Source organism: Arachnia propionica, from assembly GCF_003932785.1.
Lineage (GTDB): Bacteria > Actinomycetota > Actinomycetes > Propionibacteriales > Propionibacteriaceae > Arachnia > Arachnia propionica_B.
Genome location: NZ_RQYT01000055.1, coordinates 1 through 16,701, shown reverse-complemented (window position 1 = coordinate 16,701; position 16,701 = coordinate 1). Strand labels below are relative to the sequence as shown.

9 protein-coding genes are annotated in these 16,701 nt (G+C 71.4%); 7 read left to right on the top strand and 2 right to left on the bottom strand.

All coding sequences use genetic code 11. The annotated features are described in order from the left end of the window. Together treY and treZ are read left to right on the top strand one after the other, a co-directional pair. Positions 1-2,441 (top strand): malto-oligosyltrehalose synthase (gene treY / locus EII35_RS14420; protein WP_125229165.1); only part of this gene is annotated, 2,441 nt, incomplete at its 5' end. Then, a complete protein-coding gene (gene treZ / locus EII35_RS14415; RefSeq protein ID WP_125229164.1) occupies positions 2,441-4,186 on the top strand; it encodes a malto-oligosyltrehalose trehalohydrolase in 1,746 nt (581 codons plus the stop codon). The genes treY and treZ, both read left to right, overlap by 1 nt. Before the next feature lie 190 nt (positions 4,187-4,376). On the opposite strand, the gene lgt is transcribed toward treZ, so the two are convergent. Then, positions 4,377-5,489, bottom strand: coding sequence for a prolipoprotein diacylglyceryl transferase (lgt, locus tag EII35_RS14410; protein ID WP_125229163.1), 1,113 nt, complete (start codon positions 5,487-5,489; stop codon positions 4,377-4,379). 367 nt (positions 5,490-5,856) lie between these two features. Beyond that, the gene (locus tag EII35_RS14405) at positions 5,857-6,627 is read right to left on the bottom strand and encodes a hypothetical protein (protein WP_125229162.1); all 771 of its coding nucleotides are present in this window, start codon (positions 6,625-6,627) and stop codon (positions 5,857-5,859) included. A 153-nt stretch (positions 6,628-6,780) separates the two neighbouring features. Here EII35_RS14405 and EII35_RS14400 point away from each other — a divergent pair, with 153 nt between their 5' ends. The 5 genes from EII35_RS14400 to EII35_RS14380 all read left to right on the top strand — a co-directional run. After that, positions 6,781-8,073 carry a Fic family protein gene (locus EII35_RS14400; protein ID WP_221739773.1) on the top strand — a complete coding sequence of 431 codons (1,293 nt, stop codon included), beginning with the start codon at positions 6,781-6,783 and terminating at the stop codon, positions 8,071-8,073. A gap of 226 nt (positions 8,074-8,299) precedes the next feature. Next, positions 8,300-9,655, top strand: coding sequence for an SWIM zinc finger family protein (locus tag EII35_RS14395; protein ID WP_125229160.1), 1,356 nt, complete (start codon positions 8,300-8,302; stop codon positions 9,653-9,655). Beyond that, positions 9,652-11,913, top strand: coding sequence for a hypothetical protein (locus tag EII35_RS14390; RefSeq protein WP_125229159.1), 2,262 nt, complete (start codon positions 9,652-9,654; stop codon positions 11,911-11,913). Before EII35_RS14395 ends, EII35_RS14390 begins: the two co-directional genes overlap by 4 nt. A 10-nt stretch (positions 11,914-11,923) precedes the next feature. After that, complete coding sequence (locus EII35_RS14385) at positions 11,924-14,308, top strand: hypothetical protein (protein ID WP_125229158.1); 2,385 nt, start codon at positions 11,924-11,926, stop codon at positions 14,306-14,308. Then, positions 14,305-16,701 (top strand): hypothetical protein (locus EII35_RS14380; RefSeq protein ID WP_148098951.1); only part of this gene is annotated, 2,397 nt, incomplete at its 3' end. The genes EII35_RS14385 and EII35_RS14380, both read left to right, overlap by 4 nt.

Sequence of the window (16,701 nt, the reverse complement as noted above, 5' to 3'; positions counted from 1 at the left end):
AGGACCTGGGCATCACCCACCTGTTCTGCTCCCCCATCCTCCAGGCCGCCCCCGGCTCCACCCACGGCTACGACGTCGTCGACCACACCCGGATCTCCGAGGAGCTCGGCGGCGAGGAGGGGTTCCGGCGGCTCGCCGAGTCGGCCCGCGACCAGGGGCTCGGCATCATCGTCGACGTGGTGCCGAACCACATGGCGGTGCCCAGTCCGCTGTGGCACAACCGGCCGCTGTGGGACGTGCTGCGGCGCGGCCCCGAGTCGGAGTACTCGGACTGGTTCGACCTCGACATGACCTCCTCCCAGGCCATCCTCATGCCGGTCCTCGGCGACCGGATCGGCAAGGAGTTGGACCACATCACCGTCTCGGAGGCGGAGATCGACGGTGAGCTGCAACCCGTCGTCAACTACTACGACCACGTCTTCCCGGTCCGCCCCGGCACGGAGAACCACCCCCTCGAGGAACTCCTCGAGGAGCAGTGGTACCGGCTGGCCTACTGGCGGGTGGGCAGCGAGGAACTCAACTACCGTCGCTTCTTCGACGTCGACACCCTGGCCGCGATCCGCGTCGAGGACCGCGCCATCTTCGACGCCACCCACGCGAAGCTGCTGGAGCTGTTCCGCGACGGTCTCATCCACGGCTTCCGCATCGACCACATCGACGGGCTCGCCAACCCGCGCCAGTACCTCGCCGATCTGCAGGAGGCGACGGGCGGCTGCTGGGTGGTCGCGGAGAAGATCCTCGAACCCGACGAGGCCCTGCCCGCCGACTTCACCTGCGCGGGAACCACCGGCTACGACGCGCTGCTGCGCGTGGGCGGGCTGTTCCATGTCAGCGGCTCCATCCCGAGGCTGACGGATCTGTGGGAGCAGATCTCCGGCTCCGGCGACGGATTCGCCACGGCCACGCTGCAGGCGAAACGCACCGTCGTGAAGGAGTCGCTGTTCACGGAGATCAACCGGCTCGTCACCATCGCGGTGGCGATCTGCGACGCGGACATCAGGCTGCGGGACCACACCCGCCGGCAGCTGACCCACGCCATCCGGGAGCTGCTCGTCCAGTTCAGCCGCTACCGCGCCTACGTGGAACCGGGCCGGGAGAATCCCGCCACGGAGCGAGAGGTCGTCCACGAGGCGGCAGCCAGGGCCCGCTACTCGCTGCTGCCCGACGAGCTGGACGCGCTGGATCTCGTCGTCTCCCTGGCTCTCGGTGAGACCGGTGACCCGGCGCTCGGCACCGCCGTGACCCTGCCCCCACCGTCGAAGATCCTCAACCAGCTGCCGGGACGCGTCCACAACCTCGCGGACCTGCGCGCCGAGTTCATGGTGCGGTTCGCGCAGACCTGCGGGCCGGTGATGGCGAAGTCGAAGGAGGACACGGCCTTCTACCGGTGGAACCGGTTCATCGGGGTGAACGAGGTGGGCTGCGACCCGACGATCGTCGGCATCAGCCACGACGACTTCCACGCGTTCAGCCGGATGCTGGCGAAGGCGTGGCCGACGACGATGACCACCCTGTCGACGCACGACACGAAGCGTTCGGAGGATGTCCGGGCCCGGCTGGCAGCTCTCACGGAGTATCCGCGGGAGTGGGTGCAGTGCGTCTCGGAACTGCACGCCATCACCGCCGACATCCGGCCCCCGCAGCTCGACGGGGCGACGGAGGTGTTCCTGTGGCAGACCCTGTTCGGCACGTGGAGTCTGCCGGGGACGGCCTCCGGCAAGACCCCGATCGACCAGGACCGGCTGGCCCGCTACCTGGAGAAGGCCATCCGGGAGGCGAAGCTCCACACCACGTGGACCTCGCCGGTGAGGAGTTACGAGGAGGCGGTCCTCGGCTTCGGGCAGGCCTGTCTGCATCATCCGGGGGTCGCGGAGATCCTCGACGGCTTCGTCGCGCTCACCTACCAGTCGGTGCGGGCGAACATCCTCGGCCAGAAGCTGATCCAGCTGACGATGCCGGGGGTGCCCGACCTGTACCAGGGCTGCGAGGTGGTGGACCTGTCGCTGGTGGATCCCGACAACCGTCGCACCGTCGACTTCTACCGTCGCGCCGGTATCCTCAGCGCCCTCCAGACCTCCGCCCCGACGGATCTGGACGCGGAGAAGTTGCTCGTCACCTCGCGCGCCCTGCTGCTGCGACGCGACCACCCGGAGGCCTTCCGCGGCCCCGTCGCCGACTACCGGTCGGTGTCGCTGAACACCGGTCACGCGGTGGTGTTCGAGCGGGGTTACAAGGACTCCGACACCCCCGTCGCGATCACGGTGGCGACGCGGGTGCACTCGGGGCTGGGTGAGCGCGGCTGGGGCGAGGACGAGCTGGTCCTGCCGCAGTTGCGGTTCCGGGACGTGTTGACGGGCCGCGAGTACCCGGGCGGTGCGACGCCGTTGGCGGAGATCCTGGCGGATCTGCCGGTGGCGTTGCTGGTGCACCAGGTGGGCTGATGCGCGATCTGACGACTCCTGAGGTGTGGGCGCCGACGGCGGCCCGGGTGGATCTGGTCCTCGATGCGGGGGCGGAGCCGATGACGGCGGTCGGCGACGGGTGGTGGCGGGCCCGACGGCTCGACCCCGGCACCCGCTACCGGTTCAGTCTGGACGGCGGCCCGGCCCTGCCCGATCCCCGCAGCCTCGCCCAGGACGAGGGGCCGCACGGGCCGAGCCGCGTGGTGGATCCGGCCGTGTTCCGGGACCGGGTCGACTTCTCCCGCGACCTGAGGGGCGCGGTGATCTACGAGCTGCACATCGGCACCTTCACCCCTGAGGGCACCTTGGCCGCGGCGGCGACCCGGCTGGGGCATCTGGTCGACCTCGGCGTCGACGCGGTGGAGTTGATGCCGGTCGCGGACTTCCCCGGCCGTCAGGGCTGGGGCTACGACGGGGTGGGCCAGTACAGCGTCCATCACGCCTACGGTGGTCCGGAGGAGCTGGCCCGTTTCGTCGACCGTTGCCACGAGCTGGGGCTCGGGGTGGTGCTGGACGTCGTGCACAACCATCTGGGCCCGGAGGGCAACTACCTGGCGCAGTTCGGCCCCTATTTCACGGCCGCCCACCACACGCCGTGGGGGGAGGCGGTCAACCTGGATCAGCCGGGCAGCCGCCCGGTGCGGGACTTCCTGCTCGGGGCGTGCCGGCAGTGGCTCGTCGACTTCCGGATCGACGGGCTGAGGCTCGACGCCGTCCACGAGCTGCGCGACGACTCGTCGCCCCACTACCTGGCGGAGCTGAGCGACGCGGTGCGGGGCTGGGAGGCGGAGACGGGCCGGGCGCTGACCCTGTTCGCCGAGTCGGATGAGAACCAGCCGTCGGTGGTCTCGCCGGTGGGTTCGGTTCCGGGTGCTCGAGGGATGGACGGGCAGTGGGCGGATGACGTCCACCACGCGCTGCACGCGTTCTTCGCGGAGGAGACGAACGGCTACTACGTCGACTTCGGTTCGGCCAAGGAGTTGCAACAGGCGTTGACGAGGGTGTTCATCCACGAGGGGGGCTGGTCGACGTTCCGGGAACGCGACTGGGGCGCCCCCGTCGACCCGTCGTCGCCGCTCTACGACGGCCACAGTTTCGTCGCCTTTCTGCAGAACCACGACCAGGTGGGCAACCGGGCGGTGGGGGATCGGTTCTCGCAGCTGGCGGGGCTGCCGGAGGATGCGCGGCTGGGGAGGCAGGCGGCAGCGGCGGCGTTGTACCTGCTGTCGCCGTTCACCCCGCTGATCTTCATGGGCGAGGAGTGGGCGGCCTCGACGCCGTTCCCGTTCTTCTCCGATCTCGGGCCGGAGCTGGGGCCGCTGGTCACCCAGGGCAGGCGACGCGAGTTCGAGCGGATGGGGTGGGCCGGCCCGGTGCCGGATCCGCAGTCGCCCGCGACCCGGGAGTCGGCGGTGCTGCGCTGGGAGGAGGTCTCCCGGGAGCCGCACGCGCGGATGCTGGCCTGGTACCGAGGACTGTTGGCGCTCCGGCGGGAGCACCCGGAGTTCCGGGACGGCGCGCTCACCTCGGTGGCGGTGGAGGTCCTCGACGAGGACACGGTACTCATGCGACGCGGCCCGTTCACCGTCGTTGCATCGCGGGCCTCCTCAGCGGTCCCGGTGCCCCTCGACGGTGAGCCGTTGCTGGTGTGGGGAGAACTCCGGCGGGAGGCCGGGGCGGCGGCCCTGCTGACCCCGGGCGCGATCGTCGGGCGCTCGGCCTGATCCCCCTGCGGGCAGCCCCCGGCCGACTCGGCTTTGACTAGGGGATATTCACTTCCGACGGCGGGTCGGGCGGGTCGAGGAACTTTCGTGAATGGCCCTCGGTGTCGGCCGATCCGCCGCCGGAAATCGAGTTCTCAGCACTTTCCACACTGTTCACAACCCTGTGGAAAACCCTGTCCCGGGGTGGGGATCACGCATCGTCGCCCTTCGGCGCGGGATTGACGTCCTCCTCCTCGTGGTTCTCCACATCGTCCACAGTCTCGTCCACAGGTTCCCCACCTTCGGCCAGCGGTGTGGTCTCTTCGGCCGGGTCGGGCTCGGCGGGTTCGTCGACCTCCTCGACCGGCTCCTCACCCAACTCCTCGACGGCCTCGTCGGCCTCCTCGTCGACCGGCTCGGGCTCCGCTTCGAGCTCCAGCTCGTCGTCCTCGTCCTCCGTCGTGTCGGACTCGTCGAGCTCGAGGTCGGTGACGCCGCGGCTGTTGGCCCACAGCCACAGGGCCGCGCCCGCCACGATCATCGGCACGGACAGCCACTGCCCCATGCTGAGGCCGAGGAACAGGGTGCCGATGTGCTCGTCGGGCTGGCGCCAGTACTCGGCGATGCCACGGAGGATGCCGTAGCCCATGAGGAACACGGCCGCGACCTGGCCGCGCAGTCGGGGCTTGCGGGCGTAGATCCAGAGGATGATGAACAGGAGGACCCCCTCCAAGAGGGCCTGGTAGATCTGGGAGGGGTGTCGGGGAATGTCGCCGCCGGTGGGGAAGCGCATGGCCCAGGGCAGCGAGTCGGGGGCGATGCGGCCCCAGAGTTCCCCGTTGATGAAGTTGCCGACGCGTCCGGCCGCGAGCCCCAGGGGCACCGTCGGGACCAGGAAGTCAGCGACCTGCAGGAAGGGGCGTTTGCGACGCCACGCGAAGAACCACATGCCCAGCACCACGCCGATCGCGCCGCCGTGGAAGCTCATGCCGCCGTCCCACACCTGGACGATCTCAACGGGATTCGAGAGGTACCGGTCGAGGTTGTAGAAGAGCACGTAGCCGAGTCGTCCGCCGACGATGACACCGGCGATGGCGTACATGAGGAGGTCCTCGATGTCGCTCTTCTCCCACGGCTTGGGGGTGCGGATGGAGGCGTAGGGCTGCTGCCGGAGCCTGCGTCGCATGAGCAGGTAGGCGATGACGAAGGCCAGCAGGTACATGAGCCCGTACCAGTGGACCTTCAGCGGTCCGATGGCGAACGCGACGGGGTCGATCTTCGGGAAGGGGATCTCCAGCAGGTGCACGCCCCCAGCTTTCCACATGTGAGGGTTTCCTCGACAGGTTCCACGGTGGACACCGCCCCCGCCGCCCGGTGCACCGGCCCTCACCCCCGCCGCGGGGAGCGACGGTGTCGGGTGTCGGCGAGCGGCCGCTTCTCCGCTGGTCGAGCCGAGGCCGCAGGCCTCGTGTCGAGACCTCCGCAAGAGTCCCTGCGAACCCACTCCCCGCCACCCGCAACGAGCCCTACCACGCCAGCAGCTCGGTGGTGATGCCGAGCCCCCCGCGGGCCAGCCCGGCGATGATCTCGCCCAAGTGCGTCTCGTCCGGCGGGCTCGGCTCGGCGTGGTGGCACAGGTGGATGACGAGCGCGTGCGAAGTCCCATACCAGCGCCAACTCGGCCGCGGGAACTACAGGCCGGTCAGGTAGGTGTACCAGGCCTCCCACTCCAGGGTCTCGTCCTCCTCCTCGTCGCCCGCCAGCAGCGCCGCCTCCAACCCGGCGGTGAACGCGGCACGTACCGCGGGCCGGTACGCCCACTGCTCCAGGTATCGCCACTGCGGCTCTGGTGCGGGAGCGGTCGGGTCCGTCGATTCCAGGACCGCCAGATAGCTGCGGATGGCGGGTACCGCGTCGGCGTGGCCCGCCCACACCTCGCACACCGCGGCCGTCACGTCCAGCCCGGCGCGCTGCCACATCTCCAGCAGCACCAGCAGGGCCAGGTGTAACCGGTGCGGATGGGTGCACAGCTCCGCCGCCCAGCTGGTCGCGAACCGCCGCAGGAACTCCAACTGGGCGGGGGAGTAGGCGCCCGGGCAGGCGAAGTCGAACTTCTCCAACGTCATCTCGTCCAGGTGGCTCAGCACCTCGCCGCGCACCAGCCCCGTCAGCACTCGGGGCAGGAAGTGGGCGCGCTGGACGACGCCGCGGCGGGTGGCGTCGTCGTCCCCCGGCACCTCCAGCGGGACGCTCATCAGATAGGCAAGGAGGTACCCCGTCGGTATCTCCGGCAACGCGAACCGCACGAATGCCGCCTGCTCGTCCGGGGCGAAGCACACGTTGCAGCTGCACACCAGCAGCGGCAAGGGTGGGGTGGGGGAGGCGAAGACCCGGTAGGCCTCGGCCAGCAGCGGCGCGAGGCGGGCCTCGGCTGCCCGGCCCGCAGCCTTCACGGTCGTCACGGGAAGATTCTCGCACCGCCGGGCCGATGGCGGAAGAAAGACGGCCAGCTTTCCCTGCGCGACGGAAGGCGGGGAAGGGTAACTGTGTCCTTTCCGAATCACAGGCCGCAATCGGAAGGATAAATGTTATCCTTCCGGCGGGAAGGAGGGACTGTGGCGCGTTGGGCATCACAACAGTGGCAGTCGATGGTCGAGGGCATGCCCCGCCGGGACCGGATGAGCGGGCCGTACCGCGCCTACGTGCCCGACCTGCTGCGTGCCCGGCCCCTGGTTCTCTCTGCCGAGCTGGATGCCCGGATCGCGCGGACGGAGCGCGAGGTCCATGCCCTACAGCTCGGGCAGCATGCCGCTGATGTCACGGGGCTGTCCCACTTCCTGCTGCGGAGCGAAGCCATTGCCTCGTCGTACATCGAGGGAGTGACGCCCGCGGCCCGCCGCGTCGCCGAGGCTGAACTCGAGTTGGCGGAAGGACGCCCGGCCTCCAACCAGTCGGCGGGGGCGGTGGCCCGCAACGCCACCATCGTCAAACAGGCGATCTCCCGCCTGGCGATGGCGGAGGCCATCGCCCGGGCCGACATCGTGGAGCTGCAGAGCGCACTGCTCGCCGAGCAGCCGGACCTGCAGGGGGTGCGACACACCCAGAACTGGGTGGGCGGCTCGAAGTACCACCCCCTGACCGCTGCCTTCGTGCCCCCACCACCGGCGGAGGTGCCCGCCCTGCTCGACGATCTGGCGGCCTACCTCTCGGGCGCCGCCCACGGCATGCTCGTGCAGGCCGCGCTCGCGCACGCCCAGTTCGAGACGATCCACCCGTTCCCCGACGGCAATGGCCGTGTCGGGCGCGCGCTCATCCACACGGTGTTCGCCCGGCGCACCCCCGGCGGCGCCTCAGTCCTGCCCGTCAGCCTGATCCTGGCCACGTTCTCGCAGCGGTACGAGGCCGCGCTGACCGCCTACCGGTACGACGGCGCGCCCACCTCGCAGGCGGCCACCGCGGGCGTGCAGGCCTGGCTGGAGTTCTTCTGCGACACGGTGATGGCCGCCTGCAGCGAGGTCAGACGTCTCGGCGAGGAAATGGCGCAGGTGCGGGCAGAGTGGGACGACAGGCTGGCGGCGCATCGGGCGGCCGCGGACCGCAAGCGGGCACTGCGGGCGGATTCCGCCGAGGCCCGTGTCCTGGCGGGCCTGCCGGGCACGCCGGTGCTCACCATCGCCACCGCCCAACAGCTGTACGACATCAGCGACAAGTCTGCCGCCAGCGCCCTGCGGGAACTCACCGCCGCAGGCATCCTCACTGAAACCGGCAGACAGCGGGGCCGCAGTTGGTTCGCCGCCGCGGATGTGCTCGACCTCGTGACCGTCACGGAGCGTCGCCTCGCCTCCACTCGTTTCGACACCGTGGCCAGCGCGCCGCACCGCCCCGTACCCGCGCGACCGTCGCCGTGAAGCCGGGGAGCTGGGCGGTTGGGGCGTGCACGAACCGCCGCTTCGCTTTGCCTGAAACGTTTCAAACGCGGTCTCGTCGAAGCAAAACGGCGGTTCGTGACCACCCCCTCCCCGTCCCCGAGACGCCCCCGGCGGTAGTCGCCGCGCCGCCCCCAACGTCAGCGTTGGCCGATGGGTGGACAGGCTCGCCGAGGGTTTTGTCGGTGCCGTCCCGTAGATTCGGGGCATGAGGACTTTCGCTTCAGCATCGTTGCTTGATGCCACCGGGTTGAACCTGGAGCTCGCCCCGGCGTTGACCCCCTCCGGGCTCGTGGACCGCCCGGAGTTCTTCTCCGGCTTCGCGGCCCAGCCGACGGTGCTGGCCCGGGGCCTGCTGGTCCTGGCCGACGTGGCCCAGACCCGCTACTTCCAGCCGATCCCCGCCGGGGCCAGGGACCCGATCTGCACCGCGAACGGGGACCGGATGCGGTTCGAGTCGTTCTCGGCGTGCAACACCGTCGGTGTCCGGCTGGACCTGCTGGCCTCCGCCTTCGACGGGGGCGACATCCAGCACGGCACCACCAACGTCGACATCAACGCCCCGCTCCGGGAGGCCCTCACCCGGATCACGTCGTCAGAGCTCATGCACCTGGCGGTCGGTCGGGACGAGATGCGGGTGTCGACGCTGGACGGCACGCACGTGGAACGGAAGGTGGACCTGCCGGACCGCTGGTTGAAGGCGCTCGGCTCGTCGCAGGAGCTGAGCCGGGACCTGGAACTCGTCGGGGAGGCCCCGGCGGTGCAGACCCGCCAGTTCCTGGCCGCCATCCCGTCCGGCTCCGGTCGGAAGGGTTACTGGGCCATCAGCAGGTTGGGGGTGAAGCCCGCGCTGCGTCCCGGCAAGGGCACCGTCTACGCGGAGGGCCTCAACCGGCTGCGGGCGGCCAGGCGGCTCAGCCCGCAGATCATGGGGCTGCGGGTCTACGCCAAGCCGGGCGAGCACCTGTCGCCGTCGGTGTGGGAGTTCACCCTGCCGCACGGGCGGCTCAGCTTCACGCTGACCCCGGAGTTCTACCGCGGCTTCTCGGGCGAGGGTGCGCTGCTCATGAAGCTCGCCGCGTCCACGGCCCTCGACGACGCGAACCTCATCGCGGCCTGCCTCGCCTTCGAGCCCCGCATCGACGTGGACTCCCTGGTCAAGGACACGGCCCTCAGCAAGGAGCGGGTCGGCGAGGGGCTGGCGGTGCTCGCCAACGACGGCCGCGTCGGCTACGACCTGTTCGAGCAGGCCTACTTCCACCGGGAGCTGCCCTCGGACAGCAACCGCGTCGAGAAGGCCAACCCACGGCTCAAGCAGGCCCGACGCCTCATCGCGGAGGGGGCCGTCGCGCCGTACGAAGGTCACGACGGGGTGTTCCGGGTCCGTGGCGACCACGGCGAGTACATCGTCCGCACCGATCCCAACAGCTGCACCTGCCTGTGGTGGCGGGACCACCAGGGCTCGCGGGGGGTGTGCAAGCACGTGCTCGCGGTGGAGTTGCAGCGACGCGAGTCGATGCCCGACGACGCCGCCGCGACGCCGATCGACGCGGCCCCGCGATGACGGTGGACGACTTCTTCGCCTGGGCCAGCTTGGACGAGGCGAAGCAGGTCGTCGGGCTGCTGCCCTTCCTCCAGGGGATGGACGACGCCACCAGGGCCGAGCTGACCAGGCACTACCCGTCGGTGGCCAAACGCATCCGCGCGGACAGGTGGCGCTCCGAGGATCACACGCTCCTGGCTGCCCACCTGGACGTCACGCCGACCGCCGTGGTGCGCACGATGGACGCCTGGGGGTTGCATGCCCTGGGCAGACGGACGGCTGACGTCGCGGAGGCCCTGGCCCGGCGGGGGCGAGAGTGGGTGGCCACCTTCGTCACCACGATGACGGCGCGACGGGGCCTGGCCGAGAACGGCGCACCCCTCGTGGGGCTGCTCGTCGACCGGTTCGACCTGCCGCTGCCCGGGGAGGGCCCCCACTGGTGGGGCTGGATGGCGTTGCGGCCGCTCCCGGCCCCCGGCCAGCGCTGGCTGGAACGGTTCCGGCTGGCCTGCGCCACCCCGGACACCTTCCTGCGCTGCCACCACACAGCGGAGAACCTGCTGCACATGCTCCCGACGCGTCTGGAGGAGCTGCGGGCGGTCGAACCCGTCACCGACGCCGACCTCCTGGAGCCGCTCCTGGCCGTCTTCGAACGCGGGGACCGCCCCCAGGCGCAGCGCAACGCGCTGGTCTGGCTGGAGGGCCTTGGCCTCATCCCTCGCCTGCGCGACCACCTGCCCCGGGTCATCGCCGCCATCCCCACCGCGGGCAGCGGCTTCGTGAAGCTGATCCTCGACCACGTCGTCGCCGAGGTGCCCGACCACCACCGGGCCGACCTCGCCGCGGCCCTGCTCACCCGCTCCGAGAAGGGGCTTCGTGCCCGCGCCGCGAAACTCCTCCCGGAGTGCGCCAAGCCCCCCGCCGAGCCGCCCCCGCCCCCGGTCACGACATGGGCGGTCCCCGGTCCCTTCACCCCGGAGCCCTCCGCACGTTTCACCGACCCCGTCGAGTCCCAGGACGACCTCCATCTCGTCGAGGCCCTCACGCCGGACCCCGAGGATCCGGAACGACGGGAGTGGTTCCTCACCCTCGCCACCCGGATCGCCCACCGCGACGGCGTCGACCACCTGTGCTCCCTGCTGGCCGCGCAGTCCAACCTGCTGCAGGGGTTCCGGCCGTCGGTCAGGGACGAGTTGACCCGGTTCCTGGCCGGAAAGAGGCCCCGGCTCCTGCAACCCGCCACACCTGAGGGCGGCGGGCTGCACCTGCTGTCGGACCAGCGGAGCCGCCAGATCATCCGGGCCTTCGGCACGGTGCCGTGCGTACTGTCGGCCGCCAGCCACGCGGGGTTCACCCTCACCTGGGAGGAGTTCTCCCGACGGGTCGCGCAGTACCGGGCCCTGGGCGTCGCGGCTCGCCCCGCCGATGTCGCCGTCGCGCTGGGGCGCCTCGACCGCGCCCGGTGCCCCGACGACCTCTCGCCCTACGCCCTGCCCATCCAGGGGCGTTTCCGTCGACTGCACACCGTGCTGGCGGCCTGGCGGGACGCGACCGTCTCCGAGGCGACGGTGCGGCTCGGGGAGCAGCAACACCGCCACGAGTACCGTTCGCAACGTATCGAGGTGACCGGCGACGAGGTCCCGGGGCTGTCGCTGCTCGGCCTCGACAACGACTGGGCGACGCCGTATCGCGCAGATCACTGGTTCGGATACCAGGGGGATGTCTCCGCGCTCACACTCATGCCGTGGTACTGCTCGCGTCCCTGCATCCACGTGTTGCGGACCCATTCCCCCGCCACGACGATGTGGGCCCTGGCGCCCCTGCTCCGCGTCGCGCGGCGGTTCTCGCCGGTGCTGGCCTTCACCGCCCTGGCGGCCACCTCCACCGTGCCCGCGACGCACCGCGACGAGATCGCCGGGCTGCTCCTCACCGCCTGGGAGCAGGGGCGGCTGACCGGTGACGAGCTCGCGGCCGGGTGGCGCCCGGACTGGCAGGAGGTCGCCACGCTCCAGCCCGCGAGGATCGTCGCCCTCCTCGACGCGCTCACCGCGGCCGGGGCGGCTCCCCTGGCCTGGCCGCTGCTCAGCCTGGTCACGGAGCATCTCGCCGCAGCCCACCCCACGCCCACCGCCGCCGCCAGGGCCCTCGCCCTCCTCGGCACGGTTCTGCCTGCCGCCCGCGCCGCAGGGCACCCCGTTTCCCTCCCCCACACCCGGGCGCTCGCCGCCCGCACGGGCAGCAGCCAGGCCGTCCGTGCCGCCCGTGCCCTCAGCCTGTGAAAGGACCCCCATGGCCAGAACCCCCGAGCATCCCGACGCGAAGGCCGTGCGCCGCCTCGTCATGAACTCAGGCGGCCCCGTCGCGCTGCTGCGGCAGCTCCGCTCCCTGTCGGGTGAGGATCGGGCGCGCTTGGAAGCCACCTTCGCGGAGCACCGGGACGACATCGTCCGTCGCCTGCGCAGCAGCGAGTTCAAGGGTGAGCTGGCGATCCTGATGGTCGAGCTGGCGGTCACCCCGGAGCAGTTCGCCGAGACCGTCGACGCCTGGCTCCGTGGTTTCATCAACGACGCGGACACCCTCGACGCGCTGGGCGAGGCCCTCGTCGACCGCGGCCCCGAGTGGGGTCAACGACTGGTGGACGCGTACCTGAGCAGCAGGTCGCCGCGGGCCTGGATCTCGCTCATCCTCGACCCGATCATCGTCACCCACGAGCTGCCGCTGCCCTCCCATGCGGGCTACCTCAGCGACTGGCTGCAGCGCTGGGGGGAACCGGCCCCCGGCCGCCGCTGGCAGGAGCTGTTCCTCGCCACCTGCTCGCATCCCGACGCGCTGGGTGCCCCGATGGGTCCGAGGGCCAAGGTGCTGCAGGCGCTCCGGCACGGGACCCCCATCCTGCGCCAGGCGGAGCCGCTCGACGACGTGGCCCTCACCCATGCCCTGCTCGGGATCATCGAACGCGGCGACCGGCCCGCCGCCCAGGCCAATGCGACGGTGTGGCTGGAGGGCCTCGACCTGGTCGAGGAGGTCTGGCGGCAGCGGGAACGGCTGCTGACCATGCTGCCGAACGCCCATTCATCCGTCGTCGCCTTCGCCTGCGCCCAGCTGCTTCGCCCCGACCTCAGCGACGAACACCTCGAGGCCCTCGCCGTCGAGGTCCTCTCCCGCAAGGAGAAGGCGCCGAAGAAGCGCATCCTGAAGCACCTCGGCCGCCTCGCCGCGCCGGGGCCGGATCTGGAGGCCGCGTTGCAGGGCCTCGCCAAGGAGGCCGACACCACCTTGGCCACGGCGGCGACGAAACAGCTGAGTGCGTGGGGCATCCAGCTGGATGCAGTCGACGAGCTGAGCGGCCTGTGGCAGGAGCCACTCGGCGCGATCGAGCCCCTCGCCTCGCGGCCGAGGGTCCTCGACGACCCGGGCCTGACGGAGCTCATCACCGTCATCACCGGCGACCCCCGGAGCAGTGGTGAGTTCGAGGAGCAGCTGGCGGATCTGGTGGCCACCGCCCATTCACGGGGGCTCGCCGACGTGCTGGCGGTGCTGGAGCAGTTCGACCTTCGCCCGCTGGAGTACGAGTACCTCGACCGGCCGGTCCTCGCCGAGGCCCTGGTCCATCTCATGCACGACGAGGAGCTGCCGGTGCCGAGGACCCGGCAGCTGACCCGGCTGGTCCTCGGCCACGCGTTGGCCGTCACCCGTCGGCTGGGGGAGCTGCCCTGCCTGCTGTCCACGCCGACCCGTCACAGCAACCATCTCACCTGGCGGGCGCTGCTGCAGCGGGCCTCCCGGTATCGCGACCTCGGCGTCGCGCTGGAGGCCACCGACGTGCTGACGGCGCTCAGCCGCGTCGATCCCGACGGGGCACCGTCGGATCTCACGGCCCTGGAGCAGCCGATCCGGGGGCTGGATCGCACCCTGGCCGAGGTGGTCCGGATCTGGCTACGTCGCCCCTACCGGCCACGGCTGGAGGTGTTGCCGCCGAACGGCGCCGGGCATCGCGACGGCGGCCCCCACATGCGCTGCAAGCTGGACGACGACAAACCCGCCCTCGTGGTGGCGCTCGGGCTGATGGAGCTGTGGAATGCGCCCGACGAGGGGTACTACGCCGAGCGGACGGAGGCGCTGCGCCTGCTCCCCGGGCTCCCTCATCGCGCGGCGCTGAGGATCCTCAAACTGACCTACCGGATGGGGTCCGGTGCCGGGCTGGAGGATCTGCCGGAGGTCGGGCACGTGGCCCACCCGTTCGGCCCGGTGCTGACGTTGGCCTGCCTCGCCGTCGCCTCCGAGGGCACCCCGGCCCACCGCGAGGAGGTCGCCGCCGTCCTGTACGGGGCGTGGCAGGACGGCAGGCTGCACCCGCAGGAGCTGGTCGACGCGTGGGTCAGCCCGCAGTCCCGCGAGTTCCAGCTGTCGCCCGCGAAGGTCGCCTCGATGCTCCGGCAGCTGGCCGAGACGGGCGCGCTGGCCCTGGTCTGGCCGCTGCTGGTGGTGATCGCGGAGGGGCTCGCCGCAGCCGAGAAGATCCCCGCCGCCGCCTCGACGGTGTTCGAGACGGTGCTCGCCCTCCTGCCCGAGGTCCCGCACCAGGTCGAGCTGCCGAACATCAAGGGGCTGGCCGCACGCAAGGGCAGCTCCAAGGCCATCACCCTCGCCCGAGCCATCGAGGAGAAACTGTGACCGTCGACATCCCCCATGCCGTCGCCCACGCCGACGACGTCGAGGCCCTCGTCACCCGGCTGGAGACCCTCAGCGACGCGGAACGCGCCCGGTGGGCGGAGGCGATGGTGGCGTCGCTGCCGGTGTGGCGGCGGCTGCTGCGCAGGGATCACGACGTCAGTTACTGGGTGCTCGACCCGGCCTCGCCGACCGCCGAGTTCGAGGCCCAGGTCAAGAAGGCCTTCACGCGCCGCTACACCTCGATGTACCGCCTCGTGCTGGTCGCCGTCGCGCTCGGGGCCAGCCCCGCCCAGATCCTCGGCCTGTTCGACTCCGACACCGTACCTCTGCTCGGTCAGTACAAGGTGCTCCCCGCCCTGGCCGACGCCGTCATCGCGCGCGGCCCCGACTGGACCGCGGAGTTCGTCGCCGGGTTGACCGGCGGCCCGAGAAATCGACGGCTCGCCCGCAGCGTGGCGCCCCTGGTGCCGAGGCTCGTCGCGGCTTTCGACCTGCCCCTCCCGACCAGCCCGGACTACCTCACTGGCTGGGCCGGGACCCTGCCGCGTCCTGGACGACGCTGGCAGGACCACTTCCTCGCCGCCTGCGAGGTGCCGGGCGCTTTCAGCAACACCATCGCCAGCCCGAGGAAGTACGTCGAGGACATCCGCAGGGCGGCACGGAGGCACCGGGCCGAGGAGCCCACCGACAACGCGGCCCTCCTCGACGCGCTCCTCGGCGTCATCGAACGCGATTCCAGACCCGGCACGCAGCGGGAGGCCCTGGCCTGGATCGGAGGCCTGGACCTCGACCTCACCACCCGCACCGATCGGCTGCTCCGGATCCTGCCGGTGGCGGATGCCCGCGTCGTCGCGGCCTTCACCGCCGTCCTGCTGGGCGGCGATCTCGACGACGACGCCCTCGTCGGGCTCGCCCTGGCGATCCTGCCCCGCAAGGAGAAGGGGCTGAGACGCGACGTGCTGAAGCGCCTCGGGCACCTCACCACCCCGTCGCCGGAGCTGCTGGAGCTGGTCGCCGACCTCAGCCGCGACACCGACACCACCGTCGCGAAGCACGCCAGCACACTGTGCGAGTCGTGGGGCAGCGCACCGGCCCAGGACACCGGGACCCGGGCCCTGTGGCAGGAACCGTCGCTGCCCGACCCCGCCCCCTTCCCCGGCCTGGAGACCCTGGTCCTCGACGACCCGGGGCTGGCCGCCCTGGTCTCAGCCGTCGTCGAGGCGTGGGAGGAGGACCCTACCGCCACGGAGCGGGCGCTGGCCCAGCTCGTCGCCACGGCCCACGAACGCGGCGCCGAGGTGGTGATCGCGGCCTGCGCCGACCTCGAGGCGGAGGATGAGTCGCCCTACCTGCAGCGGTTGCTCACCGAACTCGGTGACGGCACCCTCACCCCCGGCACCGAGCCGCCGGAGGTCGAACCCGACGGCGGCCCGCTGCTGTACCTCGCGGCCGAGCGCGCCCGCGCCGTCTGCCACGGGCTGGGTCGGCTGCCCTGCCTGCTGTCCACCCCGAGCGATGCCCGGTTCCGGGTCAGCGTCGACGATCTGCGTTCCCGTGCCACCCGGTACGTCGAGGCCGGGGTACCCCTGGAGGCGACGGATGTCGCCGTCGCGCTGGGACGTCTCAGTCGTGCCGAGGTCACGGATCTCGACGGTCTCGACGTCCCCATCCGTGACTGTGACCTGCGGCTGGCGGATGTCATCGACACGTGGCGCCAGGCGGGGCCCGGACCAGCCCGGCTCGAATCGGAGGCGTCGAACCCGCAGTGGGGCCGCAATCTCGTCGTCGACGGCGAGGACCCGTTCTGGCACGAACTGCTGGGCCTGGACACCACGTGGAACCGCCCGTATCGGCCCGGCTGGTTCCCGCCGGACGACGAGTGGCGCCCCTCCGCCCAGTGGGGGGCGGCCGTGCTCGGTGGGGCGTTCGGCTCCCGCACCGAGTTCCCGTCGGTGTTCACGCTGCTGCCGGGGCTGCCGTCCCGACCCGCGGCGACGGTGCTGCAACTGCTCACCGACAGCGAGCTCTCCGCCGCGCTGGACCACCTCGTCCTGCTGGCCTCGTCCGCGTCGCGGTTCCCGGAGCTGCTCGCGGTCGCGGCGCTGGCCACGGCGACGACCGTCGCGACGAAGGATCGGGGCCGGGTCGCCGAGGTGCTGCTGGCGGCCTGGGACGAGGGACGTCTCGTCGGCGACGACCTCGTGGCCGGGTGGCGCTCCCCGGCCTGGGATGTCCTCGCTGACAAGGCCGTGGGCAAACCCGTCGAGCACTCCCCGGCCAGGCTCGCCCCGCTGCTGAAGGACCTCGCCGAGGCAGGCGGCCTGGCCCTCGTCTGGCCGCTGCTGGTGGTGATCGCGGAGGAACTCGCCGCAGCCAACAAGGTCCCTGCCACC